The organism is Hydrogenivirga okinawensis (genome assembly GCF_055385515.1).
On sequence record NZ_AP042386.1, the window covers coordinates 321321 to 343470 of the forward strand.

Sequence of the window (22150 nt, forward strand, 5' to 3'; positions counted from 1 at the left end):
TAAGAAACAGGAGCAAAATAGCACTTCCGATATAGGGAATAAGTTCATTCATTTCTTCCACCCCGCTCTAATAAGATAATTCCCAAACTCATGATTCCTTGAAAGTTCTCGGTCTGAGCTTCATTACTTGCTAAACAGCCTGCTCCCTGTGTTTCTGTATTCTCCAGAGGTTCTTCTTTTCTAAAGGAGATACAAGGCTTATAGCCGTCCCTTCCCTTCCGAGCCTTCCCGTCCTTCCTATCCTGTGGGTATAAACCCTCGGATCCTCGGGAAGGTGGAAGTTGATTATCAGAGAAACCCCCTCTATATCAAGACCTCTCGACGCTACGTCGGTCGCTATCAGAACCTTGACCTTACCCTCTCTAAAGAGCCTCATCACCGTTTCCCTTCTCCTCTGGGTCATGTCTCCGTGAAGAGCCTCAACGTTGAAGCCGTCCCTCTTGAGTTGGAAAGCCATCTCCTTCGCGTTCCTCTTCATCTTCACGAAGACGATAACTTTCCTGTCCTGGTTTTCCTTGAGTATCCTTTCAAGCTCTTCGTACTTATGCCTCTCGGAGTGGGTTCTGACCACTATCTCGTTTATCTTCGGTTTTAGCTCCTCCGACTCTACGCTTACGTGTTCAAAGTCGGATTTCATAAATTTCCTCGCTATCTCCCTGATCTCTCTCGGAACGGTGGCGGACACGAAGAATGTCTGCCTATCCTTCGGGAGCTTCGAGACTATCCACTCGATATCCTCCCTGAAGCCCATGTCGAGCATTATGTCCACCTCGTCGAGAACGAGGTATCGGAAGGTATCGAGCTTTAGGGCTCCCCTCTCTATAAGATCCTTTATCCTTCCCGGCGTTCCGACGACCACGTCTGGTATCCTCCTGGAGAGGAGGTTAAGATCCCTACCGACGGAGGTTCCTCCGTAGAAGGTGAAGATACCGAGCCTCGAGAATTTAGCTATGTCCCTCAGGTGATCCTTTATCTGTATGGCAAGCTCCCTCGTCGGTGCGAGTATGAGAGCTCTCTCCCCTCTCCTCATCATCTCAACAAGTGGAATTCCGAAAGCTCCCGTCTTTCCCGTGCCAGTTCTCGCCTGTATCAGGAGATCCTTACCTTCCAAAGCTCTCGGTATAGCCTCCTCCTGAATGGGTGTGGGTTTTGTAAACTCCATCTCTCTCAGGGCATTCTGAACCCTTTCGCTTAACTGATCGAATGTGAACTGCATTTACTCCTCCTTGTAGTTTTTATGGTGTCTTGAATTTATCCCCTCAAATAGGAATTGCAAGCCGAAAGCTGCAGGTTAAATTCTAAAACGTCATGTCGAAATTAAAAAGGGAGGTAGAGGGATGAGTAAGCAAACCAAGCAACTGGGAGGATGGGGCCTCGTAGTAGCTCTCGTGGGGAGTGTACTCGGCATGGTCATACCTTTTTCGATGATACTCGTCCTTGGAGGCTGGATAGCCGTCTTAGTTGCATACTTCAAGGCATCGGATGAGTTGGGAGAACCTGAGATAAAGAACAACACCCTCAAAGCGATAATAGCGGGGATAGTGGGGGTGATCGTCTTCATGATCGGCGGTGGAACGATGATGTTGAGCATGATCTCCTCGATTAGAGAGGGGGGAGGTATGCACTTCGGAGGGACTGGCTTCCTCGTGATGGTAATCGCTTGGATTCTCTTTCTGGCAGCCTCATGGTTCTGGTATAAGGCGAACGCCTCTCTCTCGGACAAAACAGGCGTGGGACTCTTCAAGACCGGTGGACTTCTCATGTTCATCGGAACGGTGCTGATGATAATAATGGTTGGAGGGTTAATCTCTCTAATCGGAGAGATTCTTCTTATAGTCGCCTGGTTCAGCGTAAAGGAAACTCAGGAGTAAACCTTAACGACCCTGTAGAAGGTGTCTCTCTCCACGGGCACCTTCCCCGCCTTTCTGATCAAGTTAACAAGCTTATCTACAGAATGTCCGTAGGCCGCTTTGGTTCCGGCGGAGTGGACTATCTTCTCCTCCTCTACGGTTCCGTCCAAGTCGTCCGCTCCGAAGTTCAGAGCTATCTGAGCTACCTTCTCTCCGAGGGTTACCCAGTAAGCCTTTATGTGATCGAAGTTGTCCAAGAATATCCTCGATATGGCTATCGTCTTAAGATCGTCCACCGAGGAGGTTCTCCTTCCCCCAAGCCTCGTTCCCTCAGGCCAGTAAGCTAAGGGGATGAACACCTGAAACCCGCCCGTTTCGTCCTGTATCTCCCTGAGTTTGGACAAGTGCTCCACCCTCTCCTCTAAAGTTTCAACGTGTCCGTAGAGCATCGTGGCGTTTGAGGGTATGCCGAGCCTGTGGGCTGTCCTGTGAACCTCTAAGTACTCTTCCGCGTTCGCCTTGTAGGGAGCTATTATCCTCCTCGCCCTTTCGGAAAATATTTCGGCCCCTCCTCCCGGTATGGCTTCGAGCCCTGCATCTTTGAGTTCCGTGAGGACTTCCCCGTAACTCTTTCCGGAGATCTTTGCCATGTGGTGTATCTCTATAGCGGTCCAGGCTTTAACGACTATCTCGGGATACCTTTCCTTTATCTTTTTCACTATATCGACGTACTTCTCATAACCCCAGTGGGGAGGTATCCCTCCGACGATGTGAACCTCCCTACCTCCAGCCTCGTAGGTCTCCCCCACCTTCCTCAGTATCTCTTCCGTATCCATCTCGTAGGCTCTCGGGTCGGACTTTCTCACACCGAAGGCACAGAAGTCACACTGATAGACGCAGACGTTGGTAGGATTTATCTGTCTGTTCACTATGAAGTAGGCGTTCATACCGTTCTTCTTCCTGTTTACAAACTCGGCGAGATGTCCGAGCGCGGTCAGCTCGTTGCTCTCGAAGAGGTATAGAGCTTCTTCTTCAGTTATCCTTTTATCTTCAAAAACCTTCTCCGCTACGCTCAGAAACTTCTTGTCCTCTACGGTCTTGAATAGATCATCTATGAGAACTTCCATTTCCTTCCTCCTACGGGTCTGGGATAATAATATAACCTTTGTGGAGAGAAAGCCTTAGACTTTGGAAATACAGCCTCCTTTCCAACCCCCGCCTGTCGGTACCATTTCTACTGATCTTTCTGTTTCTTAGCCTTCCCATTTCTATCCCACTGATAGGTCAGATATCAGCTCTACTCCTCTCCTCCCTGACCTTCTCCTTTATGGTTCTCGTCTCCAAGACCTACGTAGCTTCCGAAGGGAGGGAAGACGCTTTCTTGGATAGCCTGAGGAGGAAAAACTTCTTGAACCTCATTATAGAGTATATACCAGAAACTCTGGCTGTCTTAGTTGCTCAGTTCGTCCTAACGGTCCTCGTCCTTATAGTTTCTGTTCTGATCTTCCTTATAGGCGGGGGAGTATCGGTCATAAAGCCCCTTCTCTCTGGAGGTGAGGTTAGCTGGACCGGACTCCTGATAACTTTAATCCTTGCCCTCTTACTTTACTTCTCCACAGTTACCTCCTTTCCTCTCTTTTTCGGAAGAGCTATGCTCCGAGGGAAGGGTTTTAGTGAGACGCTCACCAAATTCTTGGGAGCCCTCTTCGTAGAGGTGAGCTGGAGGATGCTCCTCAGCTGGGATTACCTGAAGTCCTCTCTTGTCATCTCCATAATATCTCTCCTTCTCTTCCTCTTGAGTCTTTTATTCTTCTTTCTGCCTCCCCTCGCTTCCCTGATATCTTTCCTGACGCTCCATCTCCTCTACCTCTTTGGAACGGTAGCCTGCTTCAGACTCCTCCGCTCCTGAATATCTCGACAGGATCGAGCTTGGCTGCTCTCCTCGCAGGGTAAACTGAGGCAAACCAGGAGAAGGCGAGGGCGAAGAGGGCACCTCCCACGTAATACCAGTAGGAGCGGTCCAAGATAAATCCTTTGGCTCTGAGCAGTCCCTCGAGGTCTATCTCCACGCTTTCCAAGTACTCCTGAAGTAGGTAAGCAGCCACACTTCCCACTATCACGCCGAATGTCCCTATGGTAAACCCCTGAAGTAAGAATATTAGGGTTATATCCTTTCTCGAATACCCCATGGCCATCAGTATCGCTATATCTCTCTTCTTCTCTAAAACCGTCATCATCAGTATGTTGAATATACCGAAGGCTGAGACGAGGAGTATGGCGCCTACCACGAGGTAGGTTATGGTTTTCTGTATCTTGAAAAGCTGAAGGAAGTTGCTGTAAGCTTCCTGCCAGCTCTTGGCATCGTAGCCGGTTTCTTCTTCGATCACCCTCGCTATCCGGACAGCCTCGTCCACGTCCTTGACTTTAACAACGAGCTCGTTTACCTCGTTGGGTCTATTGAAGAGCTTCTGCATACTCCTCAGATGTATGTAAGCTCTACTCTGATCTATCGTCGTTATTCCCGAGTTGAAGAAATCCACAACCTCGAAGACTTCCGATGTTCCCTCGGGGGTTATCAGTAGAACCTTCTTACCCCTTTCCTTTATTCCGAGATCACGGGCTACAAGCTTACCGAGGATTACACCCCTTCTGTTTCTCCTAAGATCCTCCAAACCTTTGTTCTCAAGGTACCTTTCTATACTGGATGCTCTACCCTCTAACTTTGGATCTATCCCAAAAAGATTCACAGGCTTATCTTTCGGTCCGTACCTGACTATCACGTTCCCCCTGAGATGGGGAGCTATACCGATTATTCCAAGCTTCCCAGTGTACCTTTTGATTACATCCCTGTAACTTCCTATCCTGTCTCTCACTTCCTTCGGCTTAGAGCCGAGTATCTCCAAAATGTATTTATCGCCAAAAACTCTTCTAAGTATCCTTTTCTCGTCGTAGTTCAGCTGTGGTTTTATGCTGATGTGGGCATCGAGATCTATCACCTGCTTTATGAAGTGCTTCTGAAACCCTAACATAAGGGAGCTCATGACTACGAAGGCTGTGACGCCGATAGCGACACCGACAATGGAAACTAAAGACTGTCTCCTCCTCTCTAAGAGGAGCTTTAGGTTAACGAACAGGATAGGAAGCATGCCCTTAAAATTTTAAGTCAGTATGGAACTTCCTAAGGCTCACACCCTCCCAATTGAAGAGATCTTTGAGAAGCTCAAAACCAGCAGGGAGGGACTATCAGAGAAAGAAGCTGAGAGAAAGCTCAGGATTTACGGTAAGAACGAAGTAGAGCATCAGAAGGAGAGCACCTTAGGGATATTCTTACGCCAGTTCAAAAGCCCCTTGGTTTACATCCTCCTGGCAGCTTCACTTGTCTCCCTCCTGATAGGTGAAACCTTCGACTTCTTTCTCATAATCGGGATAGTCTGCGTGAACTCCCTCATAGGCTTTGTACAGGAATACAGGGCTGTAACTTCCTTAGAGTCTCTCCGTAAGATGACTGAGGTGAGGGTCAGAGTTAGGAGGGAGGGGAAGGAAAGGGAGATACCCTCAAGCCTTTTGGTTCCCGGAGATATAGTTCTTCTTGGTGAGGGGGACGTCGTTCCTGCCGATATGAGGCTTATAAGGGCTGAAGGACTCCTGGTGGACGAATCGGTCCTGACAGGCGAGTCCGTCCCCGTCGAGAAGGATCCGGAGGTTGTCCTATCCGAGGATACACCTATCTACGAAAGAAAGAACCTCCTCTTCAAAGGAACTATCGTCGTCAGAGGGCACGGGGAAGGGGTCGTTTACGCCACGGGAGCGGGAACGGAGTTGGGGAAGATAAGCCTGAGGGCTGAGGAGAAGTCTCCAGACACGCCTCTTACCAAAGCCCTAAGGATGTTTTCAAAGAGATGGATAACGGTTCTCCTAATTCTCCTATCCCTGCTCTTCCTTATAGGTATCCTTCAGGGAAGGGATCTCTACGAGGTAGCCCTACTCATTATAGCTGAGCTCGTCTCCGCTGTTCCAGAGGGACTTCCCATAGTCATAACCTTAGTTCTCGTCGTAGGAGCGGTGAGGCTGAGCAGGAGGAAAACCTACATAAGACACCTTCCAGCGGCCGAGACCCTCGGGAGCACCACCTACATAGCGGTGGACAAGACGGGAACTATAACGGAGGGTAAGCTGAAGGTAAGGGAAACTTACGAGGTAAAGCCTGAGCTTCTTAAGCTCGTCGCCGCCTTATGCAACAACTCCGATGGCTCAACTGGAGATCCGGTCGAAGTAGCTCTTGTAGGATGGCTCGAGGAGGAGGGTTTTGACTGGAAGTCTATCAGGAGCAGATGTCCGAAAGTGAAAGAGTTTCCCTTCGATACAAAGAAGCGCTACATGGCTACCATCCATCGTTGTAAAGGTAGGAATCTTCTCCTCATAAAGGGAGCCTTAGAGAGCCTCTCCTCCATGTCGAAAGAGATCCCAGAGAAGATCTTTGAAGAGCACGACAGGATGGCTGAGGAAGGATTGAGAGTTCTCGCCTTCGGTTACGCCGACGTGACCGATCTCCCTGCCTCTCCTGAGGAGGTGGATATAGAGATAGTGGGTCTCGTGGGTTTCTTAGATCCTCCAAAAGAGGGAGTTAGGAAGGCGGTCGAAACCGCAAGGAAAGCGGGGATAAGAGTGATAATGCTCACGGGAGACAACCTGAAGACTGCAAGGGCTGTGGGTAGGGAGGTGGGGATATACAGAGAAGGGGATTGGGCGGTGGAAGGGAGACAGATAGAGAATTACACCGACGAGGAGCTTTACAATGCCCTCCGGAGGATAACGGTCGTTGCGAGGGCTCTTCCCGAGGACAAGTACAGGATAGTTAGGGTCCTCCAGAGCAGGGGAGAGGTGGTTGCGGTTACTGGGGACGGTGTAAACGACGTTCCTGCCCTCAAGGTTGCAGACATAGGTATAGCCATGGGCTCCGGAGCTCAAGCGGCGAGGGACGTAGCCAAGATGGTCATAACGAACAACAACCTCTCGGTCATAGTGGACGCCGTCAGATGGGGAAGGATGATTGCGAGGAACATAAGGAGGGCTATATACTACCTGTTATCTGCGAGCTTCGCGGAGGTAATCCTTATATCCCTCGCTTTTATCTTGAGTTTGCCCTTTCCCCTGTATCCTACCCAGATCTTATGGATCAACCTTGTAACAGACGGAGTTCAGGACAAAACCTTTCCGTTTAATAAAGAGGAAAGGGATCTTATGAAGGAAAAGCCTAAAAGACCGGAAATGGTGTTCTTTGATAGGGTTCAGCTTCTTAACGTTGTAATTACAGCTTTATTTGTCAGCGCTATAAATCTTATACTCTTCATTCACCTGCTCTCTTCAAACTACGATTACACCTTGGCAGTCAGCGTTGTTTTCACCTCTCTCGTTGCCAATCAGTGGATCATAGGGATTCAATCCGTGAGGGATCTTCCGTTCCTTTATAAACCGTGGCGCAACTTTATGATGAATCCGTATATCTTTATGGGCGTGCTCATCGGACTCGGGCTCCAGAGTGCGGCGATCTATATCTTTCCAGAGTATATCCATGCTTCCCCGCTCTCAGTAAGGGAATGGGCATACGTAGGTATAACTTGCGGTCTCACCTTCCTGACCATAGAACTCAGAAAGATACTCTGGCTTCTGTTCGAGAGAAAGTATCAGTCCTCGACGAGACAGGGTGTTCCTACAGGGTAACCTATAACCTCAGCGTAGTTATCGAAAATCCTCTCGACCTTAACTTTTCTCCTTTCTCCGTTCACAAGGAGGTGCACATATCCCTCCTTTACTGCTCTTATGGGAACGACTGTCGTCTTAAACCGGCTTATGAGTATATTCCCCTCCACCACGGAGTTTACGGGAATCCTATCGGGAAGGGAGACTTCCACTTCCACCCGCACGATCCTCCTTGCCGGATCGCTCTCAAGATCGTAGGATTTTACTCTTCCCTCGAAGACCTTTTCGGGTACTGCGTCGGTGGTTATAAAGACATTCTGACCTTCCTTTATTAAGGGTAGAAATTCTTCGTCTATCTCCAAAACGACCTTCTTCTTAAGAGAGCTCAAAGACAGCAGATCGTTTTCTCTAAGCTGGTTCACGAAGTCTCCCTCCTCTACATAAACACCGAGAACCACGCCGTCCATGGGACTTTTGATCCTGTACTTCTCAAGCTCTTTCAGTAACGAGTTTCTCTCCTCCTCGAGGGACGACAGCTCCCTCTCCATCTCCTTTACCTTATCCTCCAAGGAACTCTTGAAAGCTTCGTACTCCCTTCTTGTCACTTCGTAAAGTCTCTTAGCCTCCTCCATAGCTTCTCTCGGCAACGCTCCTTTTTCAAAAAGCCTCTTTCTCCTCAAAAACTTCCTTCGAGCAATCTTCATATTCTCCCGCCTCATTTCCAGCTGGGCATAAAGCGATTTAAGAAAGGGAGAGTTCGGATCGAGCTTTTCTTTCAGGAGATAGATTCTCTCCTCCACAGACCTGATCCTGTTCTTGAGCCCGCCACTGTCGATGACTATAAGGAGCTGATCCTTCCTTACCCTTTCACCCTCCTTTACAAAGACCTTCTTTACATATCCCGATACCGAGGCTTTGATGAGGACCTGCTTCTCACCCTTAACCCTCCCCGATCCGTAAACACTCCTTATCACCTCCTTCGCTTCCACTCTGCACTTTTCGTTCTTTTCCCCGCTAAGGTTAAAGGACAGGAGAAGGAGGAGAGAGAAAAGCAAAAGACTTACAAAAAAACCTTTCATTTAGATCCTTTCTTCGTAGGTTGGCTTCTCGGTCTTGTAAAAGATACCTATAGGTATCCTGACATCCTCCCTGTTGTAATCCCACTCCTTAGCTCTCCTGTACGCCTCCTCGTAATTGGTGGGATCGTGCCCCTCGTCCTCTAAGCGGTAGGTCTGTCTGTTGTAGAGGTCGTAGGTGTTGTAGAAGACAACACAGGGCTGTAGGACATCTACAAAGGAGAAGCCTCTGTGAAGTATCGCCTCCTTTATTATGTCTTTCAGATGGTTTGTGTAACCTGCATATCCCCTTGCTACGAAGGTGGCTCCAGCCTCGAGCATCAGCGCCATGGGGTTCATGGGATCCTCTGGGGGTCCCTCAGGTGTGGACCTACCCCTGAAGATGGAGGGACTCGTTGGGGTGAACTGCCCCGTGGTAAGGCTGTAAGCCCTGTTGTTGTGGACTATAACCGTTATGTCCGTGTTCCTCTTTGCTGCGAAGATAAGATGGGATATTCCCTCCGCGTAGATGTCCCCGTCCCCCACGAAGCACACGACCTTAAGGTCGGGATTAGCCAGCTTTATACCCGTTGCGGTAGCAGGAGCTCTTCCGTGTATGGAGTAGAAGCTGTTGAGATCTATGTAGTCCACTATCTTCCCGTGACACCCTATCCCCGAAAGGATCACGAACTTCTCTAAGGGTATGCCCCTGGACAGCTCCTCGACAGCCCAAGCGAAAGCGCTCATGAGACCGAAGTTCCCACAGAGCCTGCACCATGTGATCTCGGCGCCGGTGTACAAGCTCCTCTTAGCTACAGCCATCTCAAACCTCCCTTAATAGCTCGCTCAGCTCGTCCCTGAAGAAGGGTCGCCCGTCGTACTTCTTAAGGTTCCTGTGAGACCTCATCCCGTACATGTTCAGGAGCTTCTCGAACTGCCCGGAAGCGGAACACTCCAAGGAGACGATAAATTCAGCCCCCTCGAGCTCTTTCCTCAACTTATCTTCGGGGAAGGGATCGAGGAACAAGGGACGGAGAACTTTGAAGCCGAGCTCCTTACCCACCTCTTCGACAACACCCGCGTTTGACCCCCAGGTTATGAGAGCTTTTTTAGAGTTTATGTCTCCGGAGACGATCAGCGCATCCTCCCTCGAGAGGATATACTCTCTCAGTATCTCCCACTTCCTCAGCCTCTTCTCCTGCATTCTCTTTACCGAGACAGCGTCCTCAACCGTTATACCCCTCTCGTCGTGCTCGTAGCTCGTTCCCTTAACAACCACACCTTCCGTTCCGGGGAAAGCTAATGGGGAGATCCCGTCTTCTGTGATCTCGTACCTTTTGTACTCTCCGTTGCCCTTCCAGAGTTTCGGCTCCTCCATAATCTTTTCCCTCTCGAAGCTAACCGTGAAGTAGCTCTCGCCGAGGTGTTTATCCCCCAGGATAAGGACGGGAACCTGAAACTTCCAGGCTATGTTCAGGGAGTCTCTCGTGAGCCTGTAAGCCTCATCCGCATACCCGGGAGCAACCACCACCCGGGGGAAATCCCCGTGACCTGCGAAGAGAACGAAGAGCAGATCCGCTTGAGCGGTATAGGTTGGAACGCCCGTGCTGGGTCCTGCCCTCTGAGCCTCGTATATCACCACCGGCGTCTCACTCATGCCTATCAGGCTGAGAGTTTCCGTCATAAGGGCGAAGCCCCCTCCTGAGGTTCCCACCATAGCCCTCTTCCCCGCAAAGGCAACACCGACAGCCATATTTATAGCACCTATCTCATTCTCAGGATGGATCACCTTTATACCGAACTCCTTTTTCTTCTTAGCAAGGTAGTGAAGGACCGGCGAAGCCGGTGTCATGGGATAAGCTATGTAAAAATCGAGACCTCCGTCGACAGCGCCGATGGCTATGCACTCGTTCCCCGTGAGTATCTCCCCTGCCTTCTTTCCAAGATCTTTAACCTCGAACTTCTGGGGAACGGAGCTGTATGCTTCCCTGTAAATCGCTTCGTTCTTCTCCCTCTGGGGGAGGCTGAGTATGAAAGGAAGACCCTTTTCCAAAGGAATGCCAAGGAGCTTCAGAACCACACCTAAAACGGAAGAACTCTTGAAGAAACCGGGAGCTACCTCCTTGAAGGGAGCCTTCAGGGCACCCTGGAGAACCTCCTTCTCGTTTATTATCCAGAGGGTGTCCTCCTTTGCATCTTCTAAGTGAGCCTTTATACTTCTCCCGTCGGTAGCCACTATTATGTCAGCCTTCCTGTCGGTGCTGAAGACAGGCCTTTCGGAGAATCTTACGGTGACGAAGTTGTGTCCTCCCCTTATGAGAGAAGGGTAATCGACGTAGGTAAAAGTGTAGTAACCGAGATTGGAAAGAACTCCGGCGAGCATCCTTCCCGCTTCTTTTATCCCGGCCCCTGCCTTTCCTCCTATTATGATGTTCATATCCATGTTAAAACCTCCCTCTATCTACCATACTTCCATATCTTAAAGAACCAGTAGAGTGGGATCGTAAAGACCGAGCCCACTATCAGAAAGAATGCCCAGGCGATCTTTTCCTCCCTTTTCATTCCCGGATTACCAAACAGATGTATTAAATAGAAAGCTATCAGGAGGCCGGTGTAGAGGTACATGAGGAAATGAAAGGCTGTAAAGTAAAGGAGCCAGTCAGGTGTATCGGGGGAGGTGAAGTCTAAAGAAAAGGTCTTTTTAAGGGGTGTGAAGATGAGAGCTAAAACATAGATTAGGGGGACGATTGAAACTACTCCAAGAAACAACTTCTGACCTTTCGTCATCGCATATCAAAGCCGGCGGCGGGACTCGAACCCGCGACCTAGGCATTACGAGTGCCTCGCTCTGCCGACTGAGCTACGCCGGCTGTAGGTAAAATTATATTACTTTTCCAGTGCTGCTTTTATAAAGGAAACGAACAGAGGGTGTGGATCAAAAGGTTTGCTCTTGAACTCGGGGTGGAACTGGCATCCTATGTACCAGGGGTGATCTTTAAGCTCCATTATCTCTACGAGTTTTCCGTCGGGAGAGAGTCCTGAGAAAACGACTCCCCTCTCTTCAAAAAGTCTCCTGAATCTGTTGTTGAACTCGTACCTGTGCCTATGCCTCTCGTGGACAACCTCCTTCCCGTATATCTCCCTCGCCCTCGTCCCTTCCTGAAGGACACAGGGATAGGCTCCGAGCCTCATTGTCCCTCCGAGTCTGTCTATGTTCTTCTGATCCTCCATCAGGTCTATCACGGGATAGGGTGTGTCGGGATCGAACTCTGTCGAGTTGGCTTCCTTGAGCCCGAGGACATCGCGGGCGAACTCCACTGCCATGAGCTGCATTCCGAGACATATACCGAAGGTGGGAATCCCCTCCTCCCTTCCTAACCTGAGAGCCTCTATCTTCCCCTTGGTTCCTCTCTCTCCAAAACCTCCTGGGACAAGTATGGCGTCCGAGCCTTTTAGCCTTTCCATGTCGACTCTCTCGGAGCTTATCCACTCTATGCTAACCTTCGCATGGTTCGCTATCCCTCCGTGGGTGAGAGCCTCTATTATGCTCTTGTAGGCGTCCCTGAGTTCAACGTACTTTCCAACCACCGCTATTTTCGTCGATCTCTCCGCTGTTCTCAGTATGTTCACCACCTTCTTCCACTTGGTTAGATTGCTATCCCTGAGCTCGAGGTCGAGTTTCCGAGCCACTATTCTGTCAAGTCCTTCCTCCTTAAACTTGTTAGGAAGGTCATAGATGTAGTCCAAGTCGGGAGCTGAGATTACTGCTTCCTCCTCCACGTTGGAGAAGAGGGCTATTTTAGCCTTTATTCCCTTAGGCAAATCCCTGTCCGCCCGGCATATGAGTGCGTCGGGCTGGATACCTATGGCTCTCAGCTCCTTCACCGAGTGCTGAGTAGGCTTCGTCTTTAGCTCCCCTGCCGTCTGTATGTAGGGAACGTAAGTGACGTGAATGAACATAGCGTTCTTTCTCCCGAGCTCGAGGGAGAGCTGTCTTATAGCCTCTAAGAAGGGTAACCCTTCTATATCCCCCACCGTTCCTCCAACCTCCACGATCACCACGTCGTTATCGTCGGAGACTTTCTTTATCAGCTCCTTTATCTCTTCCGTGATGTGGGGGATAACCTGAACGGTGGCTCCAAGGTAGTCCCCTCTTCTCTCTCTCGTTATAACGTTGAAGTAAACCTTACCCGCGGTGACGTTGTTGTCCCTTGTCATTACTGCGTTTGTGAATCTCTCGTAGTGCCCGAGATCGAGATCGGTCTCTGCCCCGTCCTCGGTGACGTAAACCTCTCCGTGCTGATAGGGGCTCATGGTCCCTGGATCAACGTTAAGGTAAGGGTCGAGCTTCTGAAGAGTTATCCTGTATCCCATCCCCTCGAGGATAGCTCCTATAGACGCCGAGGTTACACCCTTTCCGAGGGATGATAGGACCCCTCCAGTAACGAAGATGAACTTGCTCATGTGAGAAGATTATACTTTCAATATTTACGAGGTGAGATAGGTTGAGCATCCCGAGCTCATGGTGGAACGCTGCTGAGAGGAAGCTTTATAACCTCAATGAGACTAAGGAGCATTTCGAGAAACTCCTGAGATTGCATCCAAATCCCCAGAGTCTCTTGGAATACCTTAACGAGAGAAGGTTTGTCCTCCTCTTAGAGATCCTTGAGCAGTCGGAGTGTTTGAGAAACTTCCTCTTCAGACATCCCGAAGACTTCGAGAGAACGATCCCAAACCTGTGGTACGTCTTCAAGGACAAGGAAGACTACCTGAGGGAGCTGAGCGATCTCGTGAGTAAGAGTATGAGCGACGAAGCTTTCTCCGAAAAACTCACCTACTACCGCCACAGAGAGCTTCTGAGAATACTCTCTAAGGACATCTTGGGAGCTGTAAAGCCGGAGGACATCCTCAGGGAGTACTCCTACCTCCCCGACGCGATGCTCGAAGTTTCCTACGAGAGAGCCTTTGAGGAGATGAGGCAAAAGATCGGAGAACCCTTAACAGAAGACGGAAGTGTGGCAAGTGCGGTGGTAATAGGACTTGGAAAGCTCGGAAGTGAGGAACTCAACTTCTACTCGGATATTGACCTTATATTCCTCCACTCCGACGACAGAGGAAGGGCCGGGAAGAAAACCCTTAACGAGTTCTTTGCCGAGGTTTTTAAGAAGGTTTACAAGCTCATGACCACCCAGACGCCGGAGGGAAAGCCCTACGAGGTGGATCTTGATCTAAGACCCTTCGGGAAGACAGGACCCATCTCCATGTCCCTCAGAAGTGCGGAGCTATACTATGAGTCCTACGGAAGAGTGTGGGAAAGGTTCGCCCTTCTGAGAGCGAGACCCATAGCGGGGGATATGGAGCTCGGCGGGAGGTTTATGAAAGAGGTGGTAAAACCCTTCGTTTACTCCTCCGCGGACTACAAGCTCGTCGAGGAGATAAAGCATATGAAGCAGAGGATAGAAGCGGAGGCAAAGAAGAAGTTTTTAAAAGGCTACAACGTAAAGACTGGAGAGGGAGGTATAAGGGAGATAGAGTTCACCGTTCAGTCCCTCGTAATACTCTTGGGAAGTAAGTCCCCCTTCGTAAGGGAGCGAAATACCTTCAGGGCAGTATGGAAGCTGAACCAGAAGGGAGTCTTCTCGGACGAGGAAGCCCTCTTCTTGGAAAGAGCTTACACCTTTCTGAGGAGACTCGAGCACAGAATCCAGTTAAGGAAATGTGTCCAGACCCAGACCCTTAGGGAGGAGGATGTCCCCTTTCTGTCGAAAGCTATGGGATACGGGAGTGAGGAGGAGTTTCTAAGAGAACTTGAGGAGGTCAGAGGCGGAGTTAAGAACATCTTCGAGAGCCTTATACCCGAGAGGAAAGAGGAAGAACTTGCACCGATCCAGATCGCCTTGATAACGGAAGACACAGATTACGGAGAGTATCTCCTTAAAGAGATGAACTTCAGGAGTCCGAAGCAGTCCTTTACACTTCTGATGGGATACTTTTATGGGAAGGAGGGGATGAAGCTCTCCGACAGAGACAGGGAAAAGCTCCTCAACCTGATACCGAGGATAATAGACCTCTCCTCCCGCTCCCACGATCCCGATGAGACTCTAAAGAACTTCGATAAGTTTTTCTCAAACCCCACGGGAAGAAAGGTGATCCTGAGCGATCCGAAGGAGGACTTTTTAAAGGATCTTTTCAACGTTTTTTCCCTCTCTTCCACTCTCTCCTCATTGATAAGCAAGAACCCAGACCTCGTGGAGGACGTTCTCACTCTCTACAGGGACTACCCGACCGAAGAACGGCTTGAGGAAGAGTTCCTCAAGTACGAGGAAACACTGAACCTTTCCATGGAAAACCTCTTCAGGAGGTTCAAAAAGGTATGGGAGATAAGAATAGGACTTGTCTATCTGATGGGAGGGAGGAGTTATGAAAACCTTATATCCCTCTTTAAGTCCCTGAGTCTCTTGGCAGATTTCTTACTCAAGAAGCTCTGGGAAAAGCTCACCTTGCTACACGATCCTGCTTTCCTTTACTCTCTCGGGAAGCTCGGAAGTAGAGAGATGAGCTTTGGTTCCGACCTCGACCTCGTCTTCGGAGTGGGAGATCAGGAAAAAAAGGAGGAAGTGACTAAGAAAATACACAAGCTCGTCCGCTTCCTGACCGCCCACACTTCGGAGGGATACCTCTACGAGGTGGACTTCAGACTCAGACCTATGGGATCTAAGGGTGAACTCGTCCCGACCTTGGACTTTTACAGGCACTACTTTGAAAAGGAGGCGAGAACTTGGGAGAGGCTCGCCTGGACGAGAGCGAGGTTTATAACGGGAGACGAAAAACTGAAAGAGGATATGGAAAGGGAAATAGATAAGTTCTTATTTGAAAAGTCCTGGGGAGAGAAGGAGAGGAAGGAAGTTTACGACATGAGGATGAGACTTCAGGAGCAGGCGAAGAGAGGAAGGGGAATAGTAGATCTGAAATTCGGAGCGGGAGGTATAGTGGACGGAGAGTTTCTAATTCAGTATCTACTGATAAAGGAGAGGCTCAGAGAGAGTTCCATGATAGAGGGATTTAGACGGCTAACACCCAAGTATCCAGCCCTCGAGGAGGCTTACAGCTCCTTTATGTTCCTCAGGATGGTGGAGACCCACCTCAGACTCGTTAAGGAAAGGGGAAGTTCGGTTGTTCACCCTGAAGACATCCCGAGGCTTGCGAGATCCCTTAACATGGAGGAGGAGGAGTTCGAGGAGGAGCTAAAAAAGAGTATGAAATCCTTGAGGGAAATCTTTCTGGAGTTCCTTGGGTAGATTCTCGTTTCCAGATTATAATAATCGAGAAACGAAAAATGAGGTTTGTAAACAGAGAAAGAGAGCTTGAAAGCTTAGAGAAGGAATATAGAAGAAAGGGATCCTCTTTCGTGGTTATCTATGGGAGAAGGAGAACGGGAAAGACAACCCTGATCAAGAGGTTTATAGAAGAGAAACCATCTTCAACCTTTACGCTTCAAGGATATTTGAGGACGTTGGCATCGAGTTTTTAAAAAATAGAAAGATTGTGAAAGCGGAGAGAATAGGAAGGTGGTGGGACAAAGATATAGAGATAGATGTGTTAGCGATCGGCGAAAGGGAAATACTGTACGGGGAGTGCAAGTATCAGGATTCAAAGGTCGGACCGGAGGTTTTAATGGATCTTAAAAACAAAGCAAAGAAGGTAGTTCTGGATAGGAAAGGTAAGGAGGAGATCTTCACCCTTTTTTCGAGATCCGGTTTTACTAAAGAGCTAAGGAAGATCGCCCAAAAGGAGAGCGGTGTTCTTCTCTTTACTATAGAAGATCTGATCTGAGCAGAAGCCAGACATTTATGAGGACAAGGGGAATGAGCTTCTGTCTGTTTTTGAGGAAGTAGAGAGAGATCAAACCGGCGGTGCTCAAAAATAGAGATTCATGGAAACCTACTCGGGGATAGATCTGGAAGGAAAAATCTTCGAGTGAGGAGACAGTTCCCTGAAAGATCCTTCCGCTCAGATTGAATAGATCTACAAAGGGAGGAAAACTCACTAAGGTCAGGAGCGAGAGGACCCCAAAGAAGGAGAAGACAAGAACCACGGGAGCCAAAAGTGGGGTAAAGACAACGGAAAGAGGAGACAGGTAGGAAAAGGTCGCCACCAAAGGAGCAGTTCCCGTGAAAGCGGAGAGGGAAACTATCGAAGTCTTTTCTATCTTTCCAACTTCAAGGTCTTTGAGTGCAAGAATTATATAGGCTGTTGCTAAGAAAGATAGCCAGAAGGAATAAGAAAAAACGTAGCTGGGATATACGAGAAGTATCAAGGTACCCGAAAAGAGGAGTATTGCCAAAGAGTTGGGTTGTCTGAAAGTAAGTGCCGAGAGGATGAGAAAAGCGAACATCAGTGAAGCCCTCAGAACCGGAGGGTTGTGAGGAACGATGAAGAGGGAATAAAGTAGAACTCCAAACAGCGCTAACTTAAGTCCCCAGAACCGAGGCAATATCTTTGAAAGAACGAAAGCTATCATCCCCACGTGAAGTCCGCTTATCACAAGGATATGAACCAGACCGGTTTGAAGAAAATCTCTTTGAATCGAAGAGGGAAGAAGTTCCCTTGGCTCGCCGAAAAGGAAAGAAAGCCCCAGCGGAACGACCGATTTATCTCTCGATGCCTTTCTGTATCGCTCCATGAGAAGATCTCTTATACTTTGCTCCGTTTTTATAAAATCAACGTCCTCCGATCTTGCATAAACGTAGATCCTGTTATCCTTCACTTTCAAGTTCCCTATAAGGGCTAGATCCCTGATCTCTGAAGGGATGTAACCGTAGATCTTTAAGAGAGCCGTTCTTCCCTCTATGTCCTCAACTTCACTTTCTTCTATCTTGAGTCTTGTCTGAACGTAACCCCCTTCCCCGACTATATCTCCCATGATCTTTCCTCTTACATAGACCTCCTTTTCTTCAAAATCGGGAAGATATGTTCTCATGTAAGCAAAAAGACAGACTCCTATAAAGAGGATCAAGTGAATAACTTCACCTCTCAAAAGCCTTTGCCTTCCTTTCCCACTCCCAAGCTGTTTTTATAATGAAATCAAGATCGTCGTACTTTGGTTTCCAACCAAGGACACTCTTTATCTTCTCATTGTCCGCTACCAGAATTGGAGGATCCCCCTCTCTTCGAGGAGCTTCTATCACAGGAAAATCGACACCGGTAACCCTTTTAACTGCATCAACAACTTCCCTCACGGAGTATCCGTGTCCGTAACCGCAGTTGAAAACATCGCTCCTTCCTCCTTCAAGGAGGTACTCAAGAGCCACTATGTGCGCTTCCGCAAGATCGGTAACGTGTATGTAGTCCCTTATACAGGTTCCATCAGGAGTAGGATAGTCCGTTCCATATATCTCAAGCTTATCAAACTCTCCCTTTGCAGTTTTTATTGCCCTTATTATCAGATGGGTAGGATTCGGATAGGCAAATCCTATTTTACCTTCAGGGTCAGCTCCTGCAACGTTAAAGTACCTGAGAGATACGTATCTGAAGTTCTTTCCGGAGTTGTTCAAATCCCTTAAGATCCTTTCAACAGTTGCTTTCGTTTCTCCGTAAGGGTTTATTGGGTCCATGGGTTCGGTTTCGGGGACGGGAATCTTTTTCGGAATTCCGTAAACAGCTGCCGACGAAGAGAAGATGAACTTATCAACTCCAAACTCTTCCATTACCTCAAGGAGATTTATGGTATTTATCACATTGTTTCTGTAATACTTCAGAGGTTCTTTAACACTTTCAGGGACCACTATGTATGCAGCAAAGTGCATGACGGCATCAGGTTTGAACTCCTTAAAAACCTTCCTGAGAGTTTCTTTATCTCCTAAGTCAGCCCTAACAAGCTGACCGTAAAGAACAGCCCACTCGTGTCCCGTTGAAAGGTTGTCATAGGTCAGAACCTCATAACCTCTTTCTCCCAAGAGCTTGACAACGTGAGAACCTATGTAGCCCGCTCCGCCTGTTACGAAGATTTTAACCATATTTGTTTCCCTTCAATTTTTCAACAAGTTCCGAAAGCATGTTGAAAGGCCATGTCAAGATAAGCCTTCCAGAGTGTAATGGAGGAATATAAAAGCCCTGAGAAAGCTTGAAATAGTTTCAAACTTAGTGTTTTAGGGGAACCTATTGTAAAAACCCTTAAGCCTGTGTTTTATCGGGAAGAAAGCCCTCTCCACTGCATTCCTGCCACCAAAGGTTTCATGTCTCCACCCAAGCGCGAGTTCTCTGCATGCCTTTTTATACCTCCCCTTGCTTTAAGAATTATTTTAATTGTTCATGTGTCTCTTCGTGGTAAAAGATAAACAAAGCGGGGCTTGCCCTCCTTATTCACTGCAAACCACAGATGCCTTATTGCTTTTCTGGAGCCTCTTAGTCCAAAAGACTTTTATGAACTTTTCTACCTTTTTAGAGCTATGCCTCAGTGGTATAGAAGAACAGCTTTTGCCTTCACTCTTGGTGAGATCTCGTTCCTGTGGTATATTTTGCGTATATACTGTCCCAGTGCTTCTATACTCCCATAATTTCTTATTTCCCCTCTTTATACTTTTACCTCTCCTCTTATCTTGACATTTCCAAGATCGGAAAGTTCTTTCCCAACCTGTTTAGGCGTCTTTCTGTATTCAGGGAAATCATAGTGCTTGGGAGCTGGAGGATTTTGAGTTCTCCCGAAAGGTAATACTTAAGCCTCATTTCCTTTACAACAAACCTGTAATCCTTTCCCCTATGAATCTAGCTAAAGGGGAAAGGCTCCCACGGCTAAGAGTTCTAAATCACATACAGAGCGATAGGAGATCTGAAGGTATTTTAAATACTTAGTAGTTTTATGAAGTAGCTCCTCTCCTTCTTCCCATCCACCATTAAGTTAACAAGTTTTTTCTTCCTCTGTTTCATAGCTTAAGCTCTTTCTCCATAGGGTCTTAGATCTTTCACATTCCCCATGTGTTCTCCTCCACTCTGAACTGAAAAGCCTGAGCTATATGATGAGTTTTTATGGTCTCACTCTCTTCAAGGTCTGCTATGGTTCTTGCCACCTTTAGGGTTCTGAAGTATCCTCTTCCAGAAAGGTTGAACCTGTCGAGAGCCTTCTTCAAGTAATTCTTGGCATCCGGCTCTATCATGTTAAGGCAGAACCTCTCTACCTCGCTGTTGGTCATCCTTCCGTTGAAGTCTGTGTTTGAGTTCCTGAACCTTTCCTTCTGGATCTCATAGGCTCTGAGAACCTTTTCCCTTACCTTCTTTGAAGTTTCTCCCTCCCTTCCTTTTAAAAGCTCTTCGTTTTTTACAGGATCGACCCACACGCTCAGATCTATTCTGTCCTTTATTGGCTGGGAGACTTTGGAGTTGTAAGCTCTTATCTGATTTTTTGTGCAGGTGCACTCCTTGTAGGGATTTCCAAAGTTTCCGCAGGGACAGGGATTCTGGGCTGTTATGAGGGTGAACTTCGCAGGGAATTTTACCCTTCCCTGAGCCCTCGAGATGTTTATGTATCCATCTTCCATCGGTTGGCGGAGAACTTCGAGGGTCTTTCTCGGGAACTCGGGAAGTTCATCTAAAAAAAGGACTCCCTTGTGGGCCAAGGAGATCTCACCGGGCATGGGAATGGATCCACCTCCTATAAGGGCTACCTCGGAAGCAGTGTGGTGGGGTGAGCGGAATGGTCTCTCGGTTATTAGACCATCGTCCAGCATTCCTGCGACGCTGTATATCCTGCTCACCTCTAACATCTCCTCGAACTTGATGGGTGGTAGGATAGTGACTATCCTCTTAGCGAGCATAGACTTTCCTGAGCCAGGAGTTCCTGTCATCGAGAGGTTGTGTGCTCCCGCAGCGGATATTTCGAGGGCTTTCTTTGTCATGGTCTGTCCGAGAACCTCCCCGAGGTCTATATCGTACTCTCTTCTCTTCAGGAGTTCGTTGTAGCTAACGTTTACGGGTTCTGCTTTTACTTCTTCATTTAAGAACTCTATTACCTCTTTAAGATTCTCAAAGCCGTATATATCCGTTCCTTCAACTACCGCACCTTCTATAGCGTTTTCGATAGGAAGGATGAACTTTTTGTATCCGAGCGCTCTCAGAGATGCGACTATGGAAAGAACACCGTTAACTCTGCTTAGTTTTCCGTCGAGCGAGATCTCTCCCAAGAATACGAACTCTTCAGATCTATCCGGATTCACGTAACCGCTCAGCTGAAGTATTCCGATCGCGATCGGAAGGTCGTATAGGGTTCCCTGCTTCCTTATGTGGGAAGGGGAGAGGTTCACCGTTATTCTCTTCTGGGGAAAGGAAAAGCCAAGGTTCTTTATCGCACTCTTGACCCTATCCTTCGACTCCTTAATAGCCGAGTCTGGGAGTCCGACAATGTTGAATGAGGGGAGACCGGCTGAAATATCAACCTCTACATCTACCTCGTAGCCATCAATCCCCCATATTCCTCCGCTCTTTATCTTTACGAAGGTCATTCTCTTTCCTCACAAGCTCTTCTGAGCTTTCTAATTATATGCTCGAAGGCTTCTATAACGGTCCTGACGATGAAATCGTAAACATATTCCGCTAAGGAAAAATCGTAGATGTGAACTATCTGATTTCTGAACCTGACTATTTTGGGAATAATACTTTCAAATCTCTTGTCTATTAGCCCGGCCGAGTAGAGACCTTTAAAGCAATCCATAGGAGTGTTGCACTCTACGCCTTTCTGTTCCAGAAGGAAGAGCCTTGCGGTCTTCCACAAAACTTCATAAGTGTATTCGAACCTCTTGGCAGATACTTCGTAGAGTATTTTCTTCGAGTATTTTCTTCTCCAGGCTTCCTTCCAGGGCGGGGGCCTCTTTAAGGTTCATAAACGCCTTTTCCGCTTGATCCAGCTTTTTAAGTAGTCTTTCCCCACACTCCATATAACTGCACCTTTTAAAGCAAACTCGAGAAAGTCCTCATTGAGAGTTTTGAGCTCGACCAGATCTATTTTTCTAAGCGTATTAACTTCAGTATTGAGCTTTTCCTGAAGTTTGAGAAATACATCGTCGGGAATGCCATCTAAACAATCTACCCCTATATCTATGTCCGAGCGGGGAGTAGCTTCCGAGAGGGCTTCCGAGCCAAAAAGTAGGACTATACACCTTTCTATTGGTAGGTTTTCAGAGAGGATTTGCATAATTTGATCTTTGACTTCTGTAGAGATCATCTGTTTCTGTAAAACTTAATGATCTCCCCAGTTTCCGCTTTGAGCATGAGATACCCTTTCGTTCCCTTAACTTTCCAGTAGCATTCGCCCGTTCTCTTTGACTGTCCTATCCACACCTTGAAGGGCTTACCTACATAATCCCTTGCTATATCTATAGCCCTTTCTATATCTACGGCTGTTCTTATACAATCGTAATAGCTTCCCGCAAAGCTAGAGCTGGCGAGCAGAACAGTTATTAGGATTCTCATCGCACACTCCCCCCTTGGTTGCAGAATATTATAAATTGCAGAAATCAAGTATTCAAGAGAGCTCTCACGTCTGAGATTGAGTAG

At 48.0% G+C, this 22150-nt stretch carries 19 protein-coding genes, 1 tRNA gene and 1 pseudogene; 6 read left to right on the forward strand and 15 right to left on the reverse strand.

What is annotated here, in order from left to right; all coding sequences use genetic code 11:
- Positions 1–130: 130 nt before the first annotated feature.
- Positions 131–1216, reverse strand: coding sequence for a DEAD/DEAH box helicase (locus tag ACZ483_RS01920; protein ID WP_464324487.1), 1086 nt, complete (start codon positions 1214–1216; stop codon positions 131–133).
- Positions 1217–1337: 121 nt separating this feature from the next.
- Between ACZ483_RS01920 and ACZ483_RS01925 the strand changes: the two genes are divergently transcribed.
- A complete protein-coding gene (locus ACZ483_RS01925) occupies positions 1338–1871 on the forward strand; it encodes a DUF996 domain-containing protein (protein ID WP_464324488.1) in 534 nt (177 codons plus the stop codon).
- On the opposite strand, the gene mqnE is transcribed toward ACZ483_RS01925, so the two are convergent.
- Positions 1862–2977: an aminofutalosine synthase MqnE gene (gene mqnE / locus ACZ483_RS01930; protein WP_464324489.1), complete on the reverse strand. Its 1116-nt coding sequence runs from the start codon at positions 2975–2977 to the stop codon at positions 1862–1864. The genes ACZ483_RS01925 and mqnE overlap by 10 nt on opposite strands.
- A gap of 38 nt (positions 2978–3015) precedes the next feature.
- Here mqnE and ACZ483_RS01935 point away from each other — a divergent pair, with 38 nt between their 5' ends.
- Positions 3016–3759 (forward strand): hypothetical protein, encoded by a 744-nt coding sequence (locus ACZ483_RS01935; protein WP_464324490.1) that lies wholly within the window; start codon positions 3016–3018, stop codon positions 3757–3759.
- Here ACZ483_RS01935 and ACZ483_RS01940 read toward each other — a convergent pair.
- Positions 3740–4996, reverse strand: coding sequence for an ABC transporter permease (locus tag ACZ483_RS01940; RefSeq protein WP_464324491.1), 1257 nt, complete (start codon positions 4994–4996; stop codon positions 3740–3742). The two genes, ACZ483_RS01935 and ACZ483_RS01940, sit on opposite strands and share 20 nt — an antisense overlap.
- A gap of 22 nt (positions 4997–5018) precedes the next feature.
- On the opposite strand from ACZ483_RS01940, the gene ACZ483_RS01945 reads away from it, so the two are divergent.
- Entirely contained in the window at positions 5019–7571 is a 2553-nt protein-coding gene (locus tag ACZ483_RS01945) for a cation-translocating P-type ATPase (protein WP_464324492.1), read from the forward strand.
- Here the strand turns inward: ACZ483_RS01945 and ACZ483_RS01950 are convergent.
- The 6 genes from ACZ483_RS01950 to ACZ483_RS01975 all read right to left on the reverse strand — a co-directional run bounded on the left by ACZ483_RS01950 (position 7535) and on the right by ACZ483_RS01975 (position 13069).
- Positions 7535–8629: an efflux RND transporter periplasmic adaptor subunit gene (locus ACZ483_RS01950; protein WP_464324493.1), complete on the reverse strand. Its 1095-nt coding sequence runs from the start codon at positions 8627–8629 to the stop codon at positions 7535–7537. The two genes, ACZ483_RS01945 and ACZ483_RS01950, sit on opposite strands and share 37 nt — an antisense overlap.
- A complete protein-coding gene (locus ACZ483_RS01955) occupies positions 8630–9427 on the reverse strand; it encodes a thiamine pyrophosphate-dependent enzyme (RefSeq protein WP_464324494.1) in 798 nt (265 codons plus the stop codon).
- A gap of 1 nt (position 9428) precedes the next feature.
- Positions 9429–11048 carry a 2-oxoacid:acceptor oxidoreductase subunit alpha gene (locus ACZ483_RS01960; protein ID WP_464324495.1) on the reverse strand — a complete coding sequence of 540 codons (1620 nt, stop codon included), beginning with the start codon at positions 11046–11048 and terminating at the stop codon, positions 9429–9431.
- A gap of 14 nt (positions 11049–11062) precedes the next feature.
- Positions 11063–11392, reverse strand: coding sequence for a hypothetical protein (locus tag ACZ483_RS01965; RefSeq protein ID WP_464324496.1), 330 nt, complete (start codon positions 11390–11392; stop codon positions 11063–11065).
- A gap of 10 nt (positions 11393–11402) precedes the next feature.
- Positions 11403–11475 (reverse strand) — tRNA-Thr (locus tag ACZ483_RS01970).
- A 16-nt stretch (positions 11476–11491) separates the two neighbouring features.
- Positions 11492–13069, reverse strand: coding sequence for a CTP synthase (locus ACZ483_RS01975; RefSeq protein ID WP_464324497.1), 1578 nt, complete (start codon positions 13067–13069; stop codon positions 11492–11494).
- Positions 13070–13110: 41 nt separating this feature from the next.
- Here ACZ483_RS01975 and ACZ483_RS01980 point away from each other — a divergent pair, with 41 nt between their 5' ends.
- The 3 genes and pseudogenes from ACZ483_RS01980 to ACZ483_RS01990 all read left to right on the forward strand — a co-directional run.
- A complete protein-coding gene (locus ACZ483_RS01980; RefSeq protein ID WP_464324498.1) occupies positions 13111–15903 on the forward strand; it encodes a [protein-PII] uridylyltransferase family protein in 2793 nt (930 codons plus the stop codon).
- Positions 15904–15941: 38 nt separating this feature from the next.
- Positions 15942–16136, forward strand: coding sequence for an ATP-binding protein (locus ACZ483_RS01985; protein WP_464324499.1), 195 nt, complete (start codon positions 15942–15944; stop codon positions 16134–16136).
- Positions 16076–16438: pseudogene (locus ACZ483_RS01990) on the forward strand (DUF234 domain-containing protein); the annotation flags it as partial. The gene ACZ483_RS01985 and the pseudogene ACZ483_RS01990, both read left to right, overlap by 61 nt.
- On the opposite strand, the gene ACZ483_RS01995 reads toward ACZ483_RS01990, so the two are convergent.
- From ACZ483_RS01995 to ACZ483_RS02020, 6 genes are all read right to left on the reverse strand, one after another.
- On the reverse strand, positions 16419–17621 hold the full coding sequence (locus ACZ483_RS01995) for a ComEC/Rec2 family competence protein (protein ID WP_464324500.1): 1203 nt from the start codon (positions 17619–17621) through the stop codon (positions 16419–16421). The pseudogene ACZ483_RS01990 and the gene ACZ483_RS01995 sit on opposite strands and share 20 nt — an antisense overlap.
- Before the next feature lie 10 nt (positions 17622–17631).
- Positions 17632–18621, reverse strand: a complete 990-nt coding sequence (gene galE, locus ACZ483_RS02000) for a UDP-glucose 4-epimerase GalE (RefSeq protein ID WP_464324501.1) — start codon at positions 18619–18621, stop codon at positions 17632–17634.
- Between the two features lie 945 nt (positions 18622–19566).
- Positions 19567–21099, reverse strand: coding sequence for a YifB family Mg chelatase-like AAA ATPase (locus tag ACZ483_RS02005; RefSeq protein WP_464324502.1), 1533 nt, complete (start codon positions 21097–21099; stop codon positions 19567–19569).
- Entirely contained in the window at positions 21096–21368 is a 273-nt protein-coding gene (locus ACZ483_RS02010; RefSeq protein WP_464324503.1) for a HepT-like ribonuclease domain-containing protein, read from the reverse strand. The genes ACZ483_RS02005 and ACZ483_RS02010 overlap by 4 nt, the downstream gene beginning before the upstream one ends.
- A 105-nt stretch (positions 21369–21473) precedes the next feature.
- Entirely contained in the window at positions 21474–21788 is a 315-nt protein-coding gene (locus ACZ483_RS02015; protein ID WP_464324504.1) for a nucleotidyltransferase family protein, read from the reverse strand.
- Between the two features lie 26 nt (positions 21789–21814).
- Entirely contained in the window at positions 21815–22066 is a 252-nt protein-coding gene (locus tag ACZ483_RS02020) for a hypothetical protein (RefSeq protein WP_464324505.1), read from the reverse strand.
- Positions 22067–22150 lie beyond the last annotated feature (84 nt).